This is a genomic window from Crenobacter caeni, assembly GCF_010435965.1.
Lineage (GTDB): Bacteria > Pseudomonadota > Gammaproteobacteria > Burkholderiales > Chromobacteriaceae > Craterilacuibacter > Craterilacuibacter caeni.
In genome coordinates this window covers 19,682-32,912 of the sequence record NZ_JAAGAA010000001.1, presented here as the reverse complement: position 1 = coordinate 32,912, position 13,231 = coordinate 19,682, and the positions used below count along the sequence as shown (strand labels likewise).

General features: G+C 66.5%; 11 protein-coding genes. 2 read left to right on the top strand and 9 right to left on the bottom strand.

Translation table 11 applies throughout. From position 1 onward, the window contains the following. Nucleotides 1-89: 89 nt before the first annotated feature. The 3 genes from secA to GZH52_RS00135 form a co-directional block, all read right to left on the bottom strand. Nucleotides 90-2,798, bottom strand: a complete 2,709-nt coding sequence (gene secA, locus GZH52_RS00140) for a preprotein translocase subunit SecA (protein WP_163314530.1) — start codon at nucleotides 2,796-2,798, stop codon at nucleotides 90-92. A 162-nt stretch (nucleotides 2,799-2,960) separates the two neighbouring features. Continuing rightward, the gene (locus GZH52_RS16625) at nucleotides 2,961-3,098 is read right to left on the bottom strand and encodes a hypothetical protein (protein ID WP_203525587.1); all 138 of its coding nucleotides are present in this window, start codon (nucleotides 3,096-3,098) and stop codon (nucleotides 2,961-2,963) included. An 85-nt stretch (nucleotides 3,099-3,183) separates the two neighbouring features. Further along, the gene (locus GZH52_RS00135) at nucleotides 3,184-4,749 is read right to left on the bottom strand and encodes a 2Fe-2S iron-sulfur cluster-binding protein (RefSeq protein WP_163314529.1); all 1,566 of its coding nucleotides are present in this window, start codon (nucleotides 4,747-4,749) and stop codon (nucleotides 3,184-3,186) included. Nucleotides 4,750-4,893: 144 nt separating this feature from the next. Between GZH52_RS00135 and GZH52_RS00130 the strand changes: the two genes are divergently transcribed. Beyond that, entirely contained in the window at nucleotides 4,894-5,301 is a 408-nt protein-coding gene (locus GZH52_RS00130; protein ID WP_203525529.1) for a DUF1924 domain-containing protein, read from the top strand. Nucleotides 5,302-5,312: 11 nt separating this feature from the next. Further along, entirely contained in the window at nucleotides 5,313-5,822 is a 510-nt protein-coding gene (locus tag GZH52_RS00125; RefSeq protein ID WP_163314528.1) for a diheme cytochrome c, read from the top strand. A 55-nt stretch (nucleotides 5,823-5,877) separates the two neighbouring features. Here the strand turns inward: GZH52_RS00125 and fba are convergent, their stop codons facing one another. The 6 genes from fba to tkt form a co-directional block, all read right to left on the bottom strand. Further along, on the bottom strand, nucleotides 5,878-6,942 hold the full coding sequence (gene fba / locus GZH52_RS00120) for a class II fructose-bisphosphate aldolase (protein ID WP_163314527.1): 1,065 nt from the start codon (nucleotides 6,940-6,942) through the stop codon (nucleotides 5,878-5,880). A 61-nt stretch (nucleotides 6,943-7,003) separates the two neighbouring features. Continuing rightward, the gene (locus tag GZH52_RS00115; protein WP_163314526.1) at nucleotides 7,004-7,630 is read right to left on the bottom strand and encodes a LysE family translocator; all 627 of its coding nucleotides are present in this window, start codon (nucleotides 7,628-7,630) and stop codon (nucleotides 7,004-7,006) included. Between the two features lie 204 nt (nucleotides 7,631-7,834). Further along, nucleotides 7,835-9,007 carry a phosphoglycerate kinase gene (locus tag GZH52_RS00110; RefSeq protein ID WP_163314525.1) on the bottom strand — a complete coding sequence of 391 codons (1,173 nt, stop codon included), beginning with the start codon at nucleotides 9,005-9,007 and terminating at the stop codon, nucleotides 7,835-7,837. A gap of 459 nt (nucleotides 9,008-9,466) precedes the next feature. After that, a complete protein-coding gene (locus GZH52_RS00105; RefSeq protein ID WP_163314524.1) occupies nucleotides 9,467-9,997 on the bottom strand; it encodes an REP-associated tyrosine transposase in 531 nt (176 codons plus the stop codon). A gap of 135 nt (nucleotides 9,998-10,132) precedes the next feature. Next, complete coding sequence (gene gap, locus GZH52_RS00100) at nucleotides 10,133-11,143, bottom strand: type I glyceraldehyde-3-phosphate dehydrogenase (RefSeq protein WP_163314523.1); 1,011 nt, start codon at nucleotides 11,141-11,143, stop codon at nucleotides 10,133-10,135. A 90-nt stretch (nucleotides 11,144-11,233) separates the two neighbouring features. Further along, nucleotides 11,234-13,222, bottom strand: coding sequence for a transketolase (gene tkt, locus GZH52_RS00095; protein WP_163314522.1), 1,989 nt, complete (start codon nucleotides 13,220-13,222; stop codon nucleotides 11,234-11,236). Between the last annotated feature and the right edge of the window lie 9 nt (nucleotides 13,223-13,231).

Genomic DNA, 13,231 nt, shown 5'->3' with positions numbered 1-13,231 from the left:
ACCAGAGCAGGGACAGGGGCGGATAGCGACGCTGCCGCGCCACAAAAGAAAACGGCCGCACGAGGCGGCCGTTATTGCTGGCGATACGGTCAGGCCAGGCGGCCGTGACACTGCTTGTACTTCTGCCCCGAGCCGCACGGGCAAGGGTCGTTGCGGCCGATGCGGATGCCCTGCGCGGCCAGCGCGTCGGGCGACAGCGGGTTCTCTTCGCCGCCCTCGAGCGCGGAGCCCGGCTCGGCGTGCAGCGCGGTGCCGTGCACCTCGTGCGGCGCGACCGCCTCGGCGTCCGCCTCGGTGCGCACCTGCACCGTCATCAGCACGTTGGTCACGCTCTTCTTGATCCGCTCGAGCATGCCGGCGAACAGCTCGAACGCCTCGCGCTTGTACTCCTGCTTCGGGTTCTTCTGCGCGTAGCCGCGCAGGTGGATGCCCTGGCGCAGGTGGTCCATCGCCGCCAGGTGCTCGCGCCAGTGGTTGTCGAGCATCTGCAGCACCAGCGAGCGCTCGAACTGGCGCATCGCCGCGTCGCCGGCCAGCTCGACCTTGGCCTGGTAGGCGTCGGCGGCAAGCTTCAGGATGCGCTCCTTGATCACCGGGATGTCGATCGCCTGCTCGTTGGCGATCCAGCCGGCGATGTCGGCCTTCAGCAGGTACTCGCCTTCCAGCGCGGCCTCGAGGCCGGCGACGTCCCACTGCTCTTCCATCGACTCCGGCGGCAGGTAGAGGTCGACCAGGTCGGCGAGCACGCCCTCGCGCATATTGGTGACGATCTCGCTGACGTCCTCGTCCTCGAGGATCTCGGCGCGCTGGCCGTAGATCACCTTGCGCTGGTCGTTGGCGACGTCGTCGTACTCGAGCAGCTGCTTGCGGATGTCGAAGTTGCGGCCTTCGACCTTGCGCTGCGCGTTCTCGATCGAACGGCTCACCCACGGGTGCTCGATCGCCTCGCCTTCCGGCATCTTCAGCTTTTCCATGATCGCGCCGACGCGGTCGGACGCGAAGATGCGCAGCAGCGGGTCTTCCAGCGACAGGTAGAAGCGGCTGGAGCCCGGGTCGCCCTGGCGGCCGGAACGGCCGCGCAGCTGGTTGTCGATGCGGCGCGACTCGTGGCGTTCGGTGCCGACGATGTGCAGGCCGCCGGCGGCGAGCACCGCGTCGTGGCGCTGCTTCCACTCGGCGCGGATCGCCGCGACCTTCGCCGCCTTGTCCTCGTCGGACAGCGAGGCATCCGTCTCGACCGCCTTGATTTCCGGCTCCGGGTTGCCGCCGAGCACGATGTCGGTGCCGCGGCCGGCCATATTGGTGGCGACGGTGACCATCCCCGCGCGGCCCGCCTGCACGACGATGTCGGCCTCGCGCGCGTGCTCCTTGGCGTTGAGCACGTTATGCGGGATCTTGGCGCGGGTCAGTTCGCCCGAGATCAGCTCGGAGTTCTCGATGCTGGTGGTGCCGACCAGCACCGGCTGGCCGCGCGACACGCAGTCGCGGATGTCGGCGATGATCGCGTCGTACTTTTCCTTGGCGGTGCGGTACACCTTGTCGTGGGTATCCTTGCGCACCATCGGCTTGTTGGTCGGGATCACCACGGTTTCCAGGCCGTAGATCTGCTGGAACTCGTACGCCTCGGTGTCGGCGGTACCGGTCATGCCGGAGAGCTTGCGGTACAGGCGGAAGTAGTTCTGGAAGGTGATCGACGCCAGCGTCTGGTTCTCGCGGTTGATCTGCACGCCTTCCTTCGCCTCGACGGCCTGGTGCAGGCCCTCGCTCCAGCGGCGGCCCGCCATCAGGCGGCCGGTGAACTCGTCGACGATCACGATCTCGCCGTCCTGCACCACGTAGTGCTGGTCCTTATGGAACAGCGCGAACGCCTTGAGCGCGGCCATCAGATGGTGCATCAGCGTGATGTTGGCGGCCGAGTACAGGCTGTCACCCTCCTTGAGCAGGCCCAGCTGCTCGAGGATCTCCTCGCAGTGCTCGTGGCCGGCCTCGGACAGCATCACCGAATGCGCCTTCTCGTCGACCCAGTAGTCGCCCTCGCCGTCCTCGGTTTGCTGGCGCTTGAGCAGCGGCGGCACCGCGTTCATCTTCTGGTACATCGCGACGTTGTCTTCGGCCGGGCCGGAGATGATCAGCGGCGTGCGCGCCTCGTCGATCAGGATGGAGTCGACCTCGTCGACCACCGCGAAGGCGAGCTTGCGCTGCACCTTCTCGCTGGTGGCGAACACCATGTTGTCGCGCAGGTAGTCGAAACCGAATTCGTTGTTGGTGCCGTAGGTGATGTCGGCGGCGTAGGCGGCCTGCTTGACGTCGTGCGGCATCTGGCTGAGGTTCACGCCGACGCTCAGGCCGAGGAAGTTGTACAGCTTGCCCATGATCGCGGCGTCGCGGCTGGCCAGGTAGTCGTTGACGGTGATCACGTGCACGCCTTCACCGGTCAGCGCGTTCAGGTAGGCCGCCAGCGTCGCCACCAGCGTCTTGCCCTCGCCGGTGCGCATCTCGGCGATCTTGCCGTCGTTGAGCACCATGCCGCCGATCAGCTGCACGTCGAAGTGGCGCATGCCCAGCACGCGGCGGCTCGCCTCGCGGCACACCGCGAAGGCCTCGGGCAGGAGCGCCTGCACCGACTCGCCCTTGGCGATCCGCTCACGGAATTCCGGCGTCTTGCCGGCGAGCGCCTCGTCCGACAAGGCGCGCATACCGTCTTCCAGGGCGTTGATGCGCGCCACCGTCTGCCGGTATTGCTTGATCAGCCGGTCGTTGCGGCTGCCGAAAACCTTCTTGAGTAGCGTCGAAATCATTGAGGGATCCACAAGGGCCCGCGGGCCAGAAAAATGGGGTGAATTTTAGCACAAGCCGAACATGGGTTATGGGGGCAGGCTTGCGTTGCATCAAGATGGCTTGCGCAAATGGCAAGCAAAACCCCGCCGCGCGGGCCAAACAAACAGGATAGACGGCAGCGCTCAGCGCGGCGGCGTCCCGTCCTTGTCCTTGCCGTGGCCGATGAGCATCACCCACAGGTGGAAGGCGAGGCCGGCGAGCGGCACCACCGCCAGCAGGATGACGAAGAACCATTCGAAGGGGGTCATAAGGTCGGTCACGGCATGGCCCTGCATGATGCGGAAATAGCCATGCTACACGGATAAATCGGCGCGACCAATCGGTCGCGCCGGCAGCCGTAAAGGTTTAGAAACGCAACTCGACCCGCTCCGTCTCCGGCTCGGCCTGGCAGGCCAGCGTCCAGCCCTCGGCCAGATCGGCGTCGGTCAGCACCTGGTTCTCGCGCAGCTTCACCCTGCCCTCGGTCACCTTGCACTTGCACGCGCCGCAAGCGCCGGCACGGCAGGCGGACGGCGGCGTGAGCCCGGCGCGCTCCATGCTTGCGAGCAGCACTTCGCCTGGCCGGGCCTCGACGCTTTGCGTCTGCCCGCCCAACGCCACCTGCAGCGTCGCCGCGCGGCCCGCGCCCGCCGGCGCCCGTACCTGCCCGAAACGCTCGACATGGACGCGCGCAGCGTCGACCCCCAGGTTGGCCAGCGCCGCCTCGGCCGCCTGCATGAACGGCACCGGCCCGCACACGAAGGCCTGCGCGTGCGTCCAGCCCTGCAGCAGGGTCGCGAGGGAGGCCGCGTCCAGCACGCCGGACACGGCGTCGAAGTGGTGGTGCACCGACAGCCGCTCGGGATGCTGGGCGCGCAGGCGTTCGAGCTCGGCAGCGAAGATGACCGACGCCGCGTCGCGGTTGGCGTAGACCAGGTGCACCCGCGCGTCGCCGTGGGAGAGCGCGTCCTGCAGCAAGGACAACACCGGCGTGATGCCGCTGCCGGCGGCGATGAGCAGCCGGTCGTCCGCGTAACCGTCGGCGACGAAATTGCCCGCCGGCGGCAGCACCTCCAGCGAGTCGCCGGCCTTCAGTTCGCTGTTGAGCCAGTTCGACACCCGGCCGCCGGCCACCCGTTTGACGGTGACGCGCGGTTGCAGCGCGCCCGGTGCGCTGGAAAACGAATAGCAGCGCCACTGCTTGCCTTCAGCCATGGGCGCGGCCAGCGTCAGGAACTGGCCGGCGCGGTAGGCAAACCGCTCGCGCAGCGCGGCCGGCACGTCGAACAGGATGCTGACGGCGTCGGCGCTCTCGCGGCGGACATCGGCCACGCGCAGCGCCAGCGTGCCGCTGTTGGCTACCCCGCCGTCCGACGGGCCGGCCGGCGGCTGCGGGGCCGGGCCTGCCGGCGGAGTCGGGCTGCCACCGAGCATCGCCCACGCCTGACGGCGGCGGTAGAGGAGCAGCCAGCCCAGGTGCAGGCCGACCAAGGTGAGCGTCACGTTGGCCAGCCACTCGTGCACCTCGTCGGCGTCCTTCAGCAAACCACCGCCACCCTCGTCGTAATCGCCGTCGTCGTCGGCCTGCGCCGCCGGGATCACCGTCGACAGCCCTTCGGACAGCGCCGCGCGGTTGTCGATCATCGTCACGCCTATGGTCAGGGTGGAGACAAAGCCCAGCACCAGCCCCACCGTCAGCAGCTTGCCGGCGAGCGCGTTACCCGGCTTCTTCCATTGCGCGGCAGGCGGCAGCAGTGCAGGAAAGCCGCGGCTGCGGGCGATGGCCAGCACGAGGCGCACGGCCAGCAGCGCGATCAGGCCGTAGCCCAACCACACATGCGCAAGTTCGGCGTCGTCACCGGTCAGGTAGGCCGCGCCAAAGGCGATGGCCAGCAGCCAGTGGTAGAGGCGGAAACGTGAGAACGGCTTCATCGGTGGGCTCCTGTCGTCTTGTGGATGCCCCGAGTGTGCCGGCGCTGCCTTAAGCCACGATTAAGTACGATACCAAATGCATTTTAAGCTGGCGTTAAGGTCGGCCAAGCATCCTGATGGCATTGAACGACCAGGAGCCCGATCATGATGCGTCACCTCACCCTCTGTCTTGCCGTATTCGCCAGCACCAGCACGCTGGCCGCCACGCCCGCCGAACTGCTCAAGGCTTACGAGCAGCAGGCGCGCAGCGAAAACCCGGCCTTCGCCGGCTTTTCCGCCAGCCGCGGCAAGGCGTTGTACTACAGCCAGTCGCAGGCCAGTGGCAAGACCATGAGTTGCACCACCTGCCACAGCGCCGACCCGAAAAAGGCAGGCAAGACGCCGGCCTTCCGCACACTGGCACCGCTCGCGCCAGCGGCCGAACCCACCCGCTTCACCGACGCCAAGAAGGTCGAGAAATGGTTCCGCCGCAACTGCGACGACGTGTTCAAGCGCGCGTGCACGACGCAGGAGAAGGGCGACTTCGTCAGCTGGATCGTCAGCGTCCGCTAAAGGAGAACCGCATGCGCATCCCCATTCTCACCCTCTGTGCACTGTCGCTCGCCGGCGGCTTCGCGCTGGCCGACGACGACCACCACGGCGGCAAGAAATACAAGCGGCCCAAGCAGCTCGCCGTGCCCTTGTCTGCCCCCAAGGTGTGGACCGCCGAGTGCGGCAGCTGCCATATCGCCTACCCGCCGGGGCTGCTGCCGCCGGCGGCGTGGAAGCAGCAGATGGACACGCTGAAGCACCACTACGGCAGCAACGCGACGCTGGACAAGGCCGACGAACAGGCAATCCGCGACTTCCTCGCCTTTGCGTCGCAGGCGAACCGGCTACCGCTCGAGCCCTCACCCAAGGCCGGCGAGCCGCCGCGCATCACCACCACGCGCTGGTTTATCCGCAAGCACGACGAAGTCACCGCCGAGCAGTGGCGGCGCAAGTCGGTGGGAAGCAAAGCCAACTGCCAGGCCTGCCACGCCGGTGCAGAGAAGGGCGATTTCGACGACGACCGCGTGCAGATCCCCCGTTAGCGCGCACAAGCAAAAAGCCGCCAGCAGGCGGCTTTTGCGAAAAGGCGCGGTACGCTTAGCGCACGATCTGCGCGAGCTCGCCCTTCATGTAGCGGTTGGCCATGGTGTCGAGGTTGACCGCCTTGATCTTGCTTGCCATGCCGCAGGCGCCGAACGCCTCGTAGCGGGCGATGCAGATGTCGCGCATCGCGTTGGTCGAGGCGATCAGGAACTTGCGCGGGTCGAATTCCTTCGGGTTCTGCGCGAGGAAGCGGCGTACCGCGCCGGTGGACGCCAGGCGCAGGTCGGTGTCGATGTTCACCTTGCGCACGCCGTGCTTGATGCCTTCGACGATTTCCTCGACCGGCACGCCGTAGGTCTCGCCCAGATCGCCGCCGAACTCGTTGATGATCTTGAGCCACTCCTGCGGCACGCTGGAGCTGCCGTGCATCACCAGGTGGGTATTCGGGATGCGCGCGTGGATTTCCTTGATGCGGTCGATGCGCAGCACGTCGCCGGTCGGCTTCTTGCTGAACTTGTACGCGCCGTGGCTGGTGCCGATGGCGATCGCCAACGCATCCACGCCGGTGTCCTTGACGAAGCGGGCGGCTTCTTCCGGGTCGGTCAAGAGCTGGCTGTGGTCGAGCACGCCCTCGGCGCCGACGCCGTCTTCCTCGCCGGCCATGCCGGTTTCCAGACTGCCCAGGCAACCGATTTCACCTTCCACCGACACGCCGCAGGCGTGGGCGAAATTCACCACGGTGCGGGTGACGTCGACGTTGTAGCCGTAGTCGGCCGGGGTCTTGCCGTCGCTCTTGAGCGAGCCGTCCATCATCACCGACGAGAAGCCCAGCTGGATCGAGCGCTGGCACACGTCCGGGCTGGTGCCGTGGTCCTGGTGCATCACCACCGGGATATGCGGGAATTCCTCGATCGCGGCCAGGATCATGTGGCGCAGGAACGGCGCGCCGGCGTATTTGCGCGCGCCGGCCGAAGCCTGCACGATCACCGGCGCGTCGCACTTGTCGGCCGCTTCCATGATGGCGCGCATCTGCTCGAGGTTGTTTACGTTGAACGCCGGCAGGCCGTAGGAAAATTCGGCCGCGTGGTCCAGCAGCTGTCGCATCGAAACGAGTGCCATGTCTATCAGACTCCAACTGGGGTAGCGAATGGCGGGCGCGTGCCCGCCGTCTGTTCAAATTCTAGTGCCGCGAGACCGCAGTCAGCGCGACGCCTGCCGCGCCGAAGGCGGTGCCGGCCGCGCGGTTCATCCACTTGAGCCGCGCCGGGCTGGCGAGCCAGTGGCGCAAACGCGCGCCGCCGCCGGCGTAGGCAAACTGCCACGCGGTCTCGATCACGTAAAAGGTCACCGCCAGCACCGCCAGTTGCGGCGCCTGCGGCAGCCGCGCGTCCATGAACTGCGGGAACAGCGCGGCGAAAAACACGAAAGCCTTGGGATTGCTCATCGCCACCAGAAAACCGGTCGCGAAGCGGCGCCACGCCGGCCCCTCGGGCGCGCTGTCGTCACCAGCGTTCAGCGGCGTCGGCGGCGCACGCCAGGTCTTGATGCCCAGATAGATCAGGTAGGCGGCACCGGCGTACTTCACCACCGAGAACGCCAGCTCCGACGCGGCGAGCAACGCGCCCAAGCCCGCCGCCGACGCGGCCATGATCAGGCCAAGCGCCGACAGCAGGCCGAGCAGGGTCGGCACCGTGTGGCGTACCCCGTAGCGGATGCCGTGGTTCAGCGCGAGCAGCATGTTCGGCCCCGGCGTCGCCGAGACGAAAAATACCGTCACTACATATAACAGCCAGGTATCCAGTGGCATCGCTACGCCCAAGGTATGGTTTGATCCGGCAGTTTATGCGATGTGCGCGAGCAAGGCCATGCGGCCCTCACCCCCAGCCCCTCTCCCGCAAGCGGGCGAGGGGAGAGGCTGCCGCAAAACAGTCTTCGTTTGCAGCTAGCAAACAAACCTACCCAATCCCTCTCCCGCCCGCGGGAGAGGGTGGCCCGAAGGGCCGGGTGAGGGTCAGGCGCGCGCGGCCAGGATCGCCACCGCCGGCAGCTCCTTGCCCTCGAGGAACTCAAGGAAGGCGCCGCCGCCGGTCGAGATGTAGCTGATCTTGTCGGTCACGCCGAACTTGGCAATCGCTGACAGGGTGTCGCCACCACCGGCGATGGAGAACGCCTTGGAGTCGGCAATCGCCTCGGCCAGCGCGCGGGTGCCGTGGCTGAACTGTTCGAATTCAAACACGCCAACCGGGCCATTCCATACCACGGTGCCGGCCTTGGCTACGATCTCGGCCAGCTCTTTGGCTGAATCCGGGCCGATGTCGAGGATCATGTCGTCGCGGGTGACGTCGGCCACGTTTTTCAGCGTGTCTTCGGCGTTCTCGGAGAACGCCGGCGCGACCACCACGTCGGTCGGCAGCGGCACGTCGCCGCCGCGCGCGCGGATCTTCTCGATCACCTTCTTCGCCTCGCCGACCAAGTCGGCCTCGGCCAGCGACTTGCCGATGTTCTTGCCTTCGGCCAGCAGGAAGGTGTTGGCGATGCCACCGCCGACGATCAGCTGGTCGACCTTGTCGGCCAGCGTCTCGAGGATGGTCAGCTTGGTCGATACCTTGGAGCCGGCGACAATCGCCACCAGCGGGCGCGCCGGCGCCTGCAGCGCGCGGCCCAGCGCCTCCAGTTCGGCGGACAGCAGCACGCCCGCGCAGGCGGCCGGCGCGAACTTGGCGACCGCGTGGGTGGACGCCTCGGCGCGGTGCGCGGTGCCGAAGGCGTCGTTGACGAACAGGTCGCACAGGCTGGCGTAAGCCTTGCCCAGATCCTCGTTGTTCTTCTTTTCACCCTTGTTCAGGCGCACGTTCTCCAGCATCACCACGTCGCCGGCCTTAAGTTCGATACCGTTCTGCCAGTCGGCGACCACCTTGACCTGCTGCGCCAACAGTTCGGACAGGCGCGCGGCGACCGGCGCGAGGCTGTCTTCCGGCTTCGGCTCGCCCTCGGTCGGACGGCCGAGGTGGGTCATCAGGATCACCGCAGCACCGGCCTTCAGGCAGTGCAGGATGGACGGCAGCGACGCGCGGATACGGGTGTCGTCACCGATCACGCCGTTCTTTACCGGTACGTTCATGTCGACGCGGATCAGCACGCGCTTGCCGGCCAGCGCCTGTTCGGTCAGCTTCTTGAATTGCATGTTCGCTCCATCAGCAAGGGAGAGTCGGAAATGAGGAACAGGTTTCTGGAAAACCGTTTCCCGATGGCCGCTCGTGCCTCGGTATGTGTGGCATTTGTGGGGTGGCTTGGCACGTAGGGTGGGTTAGGCCGCAGGCCGTAACCCACCAAATACCCACCAACGCCACCACATGGTGGGTTACGCCGCCGCAGGCGGCTAACCCACCCTACAAAATCGTCAACCCATCCCGCCAATATCTTCGTCCGGGGCACCGCATGTGGCACGTAGCACGTAGCACGTAGGGTGGGTTAGGCCGCAAGCCGTAACCCACCAAATACCCATCAATCACCCACCAACGCCACCACCACATGGTGGGTTACGGCGGCGTTGCCGCCTAACCCACACTACTCGCGGACCGAGCGCGGCAAGCGAAGCGGCGCGAGGGAATAGGCGGCGTAACCCACAAGATTCATCCAGTAATCAATCCGGCCCGCCAATATCGTCGTCCGGGGCGTTGCCCCAATCGGCCGGATAAAACCCTTGTGCAACTTGGCGGTGGAAGGTCGAATACGGCCAGTCGGCCACCCGCTCCACCCAGCCGTGTTTCACCGGGTTGTAATGCACATAATCCACATGCCGCGCGAAGTCGTTTTCGTCGCGGATCAGGTGTTCCCAATAACGTCGTTGCCAGATGCCGCGCTCGCCGTGCTTCAGACGCGAGGCCGAGCAGGCTTCGCTGGCAGGCAAGGCCCGACTGAAGCCGGACTTGATCAGCCGCCAGCGGGCGGAGAAGTCGGCGTCGCCCTCGGGCAGTTCGATCACGCAGTGCAAGTGTTCGGGCAACACCACCCACGCGTGGATGGTGAACGGGTAGTCCCGTCTGACCTTGCCGACCGCTGCGCGCAGCAGGTCGATGTGTTCGACCAATAGTCGGTTTCCGTGCCGCTCAAGCAGCGTCACGGTGAAGAAATACGTTCCACCGGGCCGCCACAGGCGGCGGTAGTCGGACATGGTGTTTTCGCTTGTGCCGGGTAGCCGGGTAGGGTGGGTTAGGCGGCAAGGCCGCCGTAACCCACCGACCGGATGGAGGAGTGGTGGGTTACGGCCTGCGGCCTAACCCACCCTACCCCACACCCGCTATTCAACTCAGCAGTTGAACATCGCCTTGGCGGTGCGCAGCATCTGCTGGCAGAAGCCCCACTCGTTGTCGTACCACGCCAGTACCTTGACCATATTGCCGTTGGAGACCTTGGTCAGGGTCGCGTCGAAGGTCGACGCTTCGGTGCTGTGGTTGAAGTCGCCGGAGACCAGCGGCAGCGTGTTGTAGCCGAGTACACCCTTCATCTTGCCTTCGGCGGCTTCCTTGACGATGGCGTTCACTTCGTCGACCGAGGTGTCGCGGCCGGCTTCGAAGGTCAGGTCGACCAGCGACACGTTGATGGTCGGCACGCGCACGGCGAAGCCGTCGAGCTTGCCCTTCAGTTCCGGCAGCACGAGACCAACGGCCTTGGCGGCGCCGGTCTTGGTCGGGATCATGTTCTGGGTGGCGGAACGGGCTCGGCGCAGGTCCTTGTGGCGCACGTCGGTCAGCACCTGGTCGTTGGTGAACGCGTGGATGGTGGTCATCAGGCCCTTTTTGAGGCCGATGGTGTCGTTCAGCGCCTTGGCGACCGGGGCCAGGCAGTTGGTGGTGCACGAAGCGTTGGAGACGACGGTCATGTCGGCACGCAGCACGTCGTGGTTCACGCCGAACACGACGGTGGCGTCGACGTCATCCCCGCCCGGGGCGGAGATCAGCACCTTCTTGGCGCCGGCGTCGATGTGCGCCTGGCACTTCTCCTTGCTGGTGAACGCGCCGGTGCACTCGAGCACCAGGTCGACGTTCAGCGCCTTCCACGGCAGTTCGGCCGGGTTGCGGGTGGAGAAGAACGGGATGCGGTCGCCGTCGACGATCAGGTGGCCGTCGTCGTGCGAAACCGGGGTGGCGAAGCGGCCGTGCACCGAGTCGAACGCGGTCAGGTGCGCGTTGGTCGCCAGGTCGCCCGAGGCGTTGACGGCAACGATCTCGAAGTCGCCACGCATGTTGTATTCGTAGATGGAGCGCAGGGCCTGACGGCCGATGCGGCCGTAACCGTTGATCGCGACGCGGATGGTCATCTTGTAGAGTCTCCGAAAGTTGAGAAGCCACGCTGGGGGTGGCGGATCGAAACCAGAAAAAAGGCCGCCCCTGCCGGGGCGGCCTGTTCGTCAAGCAATGACGCTGCGGGTCTTGGCGACCACGTTGTCGACGGTGAAGCCGAATTCCTTGAAGAGCTGCGGCGCGGGCGCCGACTCGCCGAAGGTGTCCATACCGACCACGTCGCCTTCCAGGCCGACGTACTTGCGCCAGAAGTCGGAGATGCCCGCTTCGATGGCGACGCGCGGCACGCCCGGCAGCAGGACGCTGGCCTGGTAGGCCTTGTCCTGGCGATCGAACACGTTGGTCGACGGCATCGACACCACGCGCACGGCGACGCCTTCGGCAGCCAGCGCTTCCTGCGCCTTCAGCGCCAGTTCGACTTCGGAGCCGGTGGCGATCAGCACGGCCTTCGGCGACTCGGCGTCGCGCAGCACGTAGCCGCCGCGGGCGATCGCTTCGATCTGCGCCGCGTCGCGCGGCACGAACGGCAGGTTCTGGCGGCTGAGGATCAGGTTGCTCGGACGCTTGCCCTGCTCGATCGCGTGCGCCCACGCCACCGCGGTTTCCATGGTGTCGCACGGACGCCAGGTGTCCATGTTCGGGATGTAGCGCAGCGTCGCGGTCTGCTCGACCGGCTGGTGGGTCGGGCCGTCTTCGCCCAGGCCGATCGAGTCGTGGGTGAACACGAAGATCGGGTTGATCTTCATCAGCGCGGCCATGCGCAAGGCATTGCGCGCGTACTCGCTGAACATCAGGAAGGTGCCGCCGTACGGGCGCAGGCCGCCGTGCAGCGTCATGCCGTTCATGATGGCGGCCATGCCGAATTCGCGCACGCCGTAGCTGATGTAGTTGCCGTTACCGTCGGCGTCGATCCATTCGGAGCCCGACCAGTTGGTCAGGTTGGAGCCGGTCAGGTCGGCCGAACCGCCGACGAACTCGGGGAACAGCGGCGAGAACGCCTCGATGGCGATCTGGCTGGCCTTGCGGGTGGCGACGGTCTGTGCGGCTTCGTTGATGCGCGAGAGCGCAGCGGCCTTGTGTTCGGCCCAGCGTGCCGGCAGCTCGCCCGCCATGCGGCGCTTGAACTCTGCGGCCAGTTCCGGGTAGGCACGCGCGTACTCGGCGAAACGCTCGTCCCACGCGGCTTCCTGCTTGGCGCCGGCGTCGCGCGCGTTCCACGCGGCGTAGATGTCGGCCGGGATCTCGAACGGCGCGTGCGGCCACTGCAGGTGTTCGCGCGCGGCGGCGATTTCGGCCGCGCCCAGCGGCGCGCCGTGCACGTCATGGCCGCCCTGCTTGTTCGGCGCGCCGAAACCGATCTTGGTGCGGCAGCAGATCAGCGTCGGGCGGGTGGTCTCGGCCTTGGCGGTGGCGATCGCGGTGGCGATCTCCTCGCTGTCGTGGCCGTCGACGCCGCGGATCACCTGCCAGCCGTACGCTTCGAAGCGCGCCGGGGTGTCGTCGGTGAACCAGCCCTCGACGTCGCCGTCGATCGAGATGCCGTTGTCGTCCCAGAACGCGATCAGCTTGCCGAGGCCCCAGGTACCGGCCAGGCTACAGGCCTCGTGGCTGATGCCTTCCATCAGGCAGCCGTCGCCGAGGAAGGTCCAGGTGTGGTGGTCGACCACGGTGTGGCCGTCGCGGTTGAATTCGGCGGCGAGCATCTTCTCGGCGAGCGCCATGCCCACCGCGTTGGTGATGCCCTGGCCCAGCGGGCCGGTGGTGGTCTCTACGCCCGGCGCGTAGCCGTATTCCGGGTGGCCCGGCGTCTTGCTGTGCAGCTGGCGGAAGTTTTTCAGGTCGTCGATCGACAGCGCGTAGCCGGTCAGGTGCAGCAGGCTGTAGATCAGCATCGAGCCGTGGCCGTTGGACAGCACGAAGCGGTCGCGGTCGGCCCAGTGCGGATTGGCCGGGTTGTGCTTCAGGTGGTCGCGCCACAGGACTTCGGCAATGTCTGCCATGCCCATCGGTGCGCCGGGGTGACCGGATTTGGCCTTCTCGACAGCGTCCATGGCCAGGAAACGGATGGCGTTGGCGAGCTCGGTACGGGTGACCATGCGAAAAAC

What these genes read in the sequence shown, in the direction of transcription:
- secA (WP_163314530.1), bottom strand. Translation starts at nt 2,798, where the DNA reads ATGATTTCGACGCTACTCAAGAAGGTTTTCGGCAGCCGCAACGACCGG.
- GZH52_RS00135 (WP_163314529.1), bottom strand. Translation starts at nt 4,749, where the DNA reads ATGAAGCCGTTCTCACGTTTCCGCCTCTACCACTGGCTGCTGGCCATC.
- GZH52_RS00130 (WP_203525529.1), top strand. Translation starts at nt 4,894, where the DNA reads ATGATGCGTCACCTCACCCTCTGTCTTGCCGTATTCGCCAGCACCAGC.
- GZH52_RS00125 (WP_163314528.1), top strand. Translation starts at nt 5,313, where the DNA reads ATGCGCATCCCCATTCTCACCCTCTGTGCACTGTCGCTCGCCGGCGGC.
- fba (WP_163314527.1), bottom strand. Translation starts at nt 6,942, where the DNA reads ATGGCACTCGTTTCGATGCGACAGCTGCTGGACCACGCGGCCGAATTT.
- GZH52_RS00115 (WP_163314526.1), bottom strand. Translation starts at nt 7,630, where the DNA reads ATGCCACTGGATACCTGGCTGTTATATGTAGTGACGGTATTTTTCGTC.
- GZH52_RS00110 (WP_163314525.1), bottom strand. Translation starts at nt 9,007, where the DNA reads ATGCAATTCAAGAAGCTGACCGAACAGGCGCTGGCCGGCAAGCGCGTG.
- GZH52_RS00105 (WP_163314524.1), bottom strand. Translation starts at nt 9,997, where the DNA reads ATGTCCGACTACCGCCGCCTGTGGCGGCCCGGTGGAACGTATTTCTTC.
- gap (WP_163314523.1), bottom strand. Translation starts at nt 11,143, where the DNA reads ATGACCATCCGCGTCGCGATCAACGGTTACGGCCGCATCGGCCGTCAG.
- tkt (WP_163314522.1), bottom strand. Translation starts at nt 13,222, where the DNA reads ATGGTCACCCGTACCGAGCTCGCCAACGCCATCCGTTTCCTGGCCATG.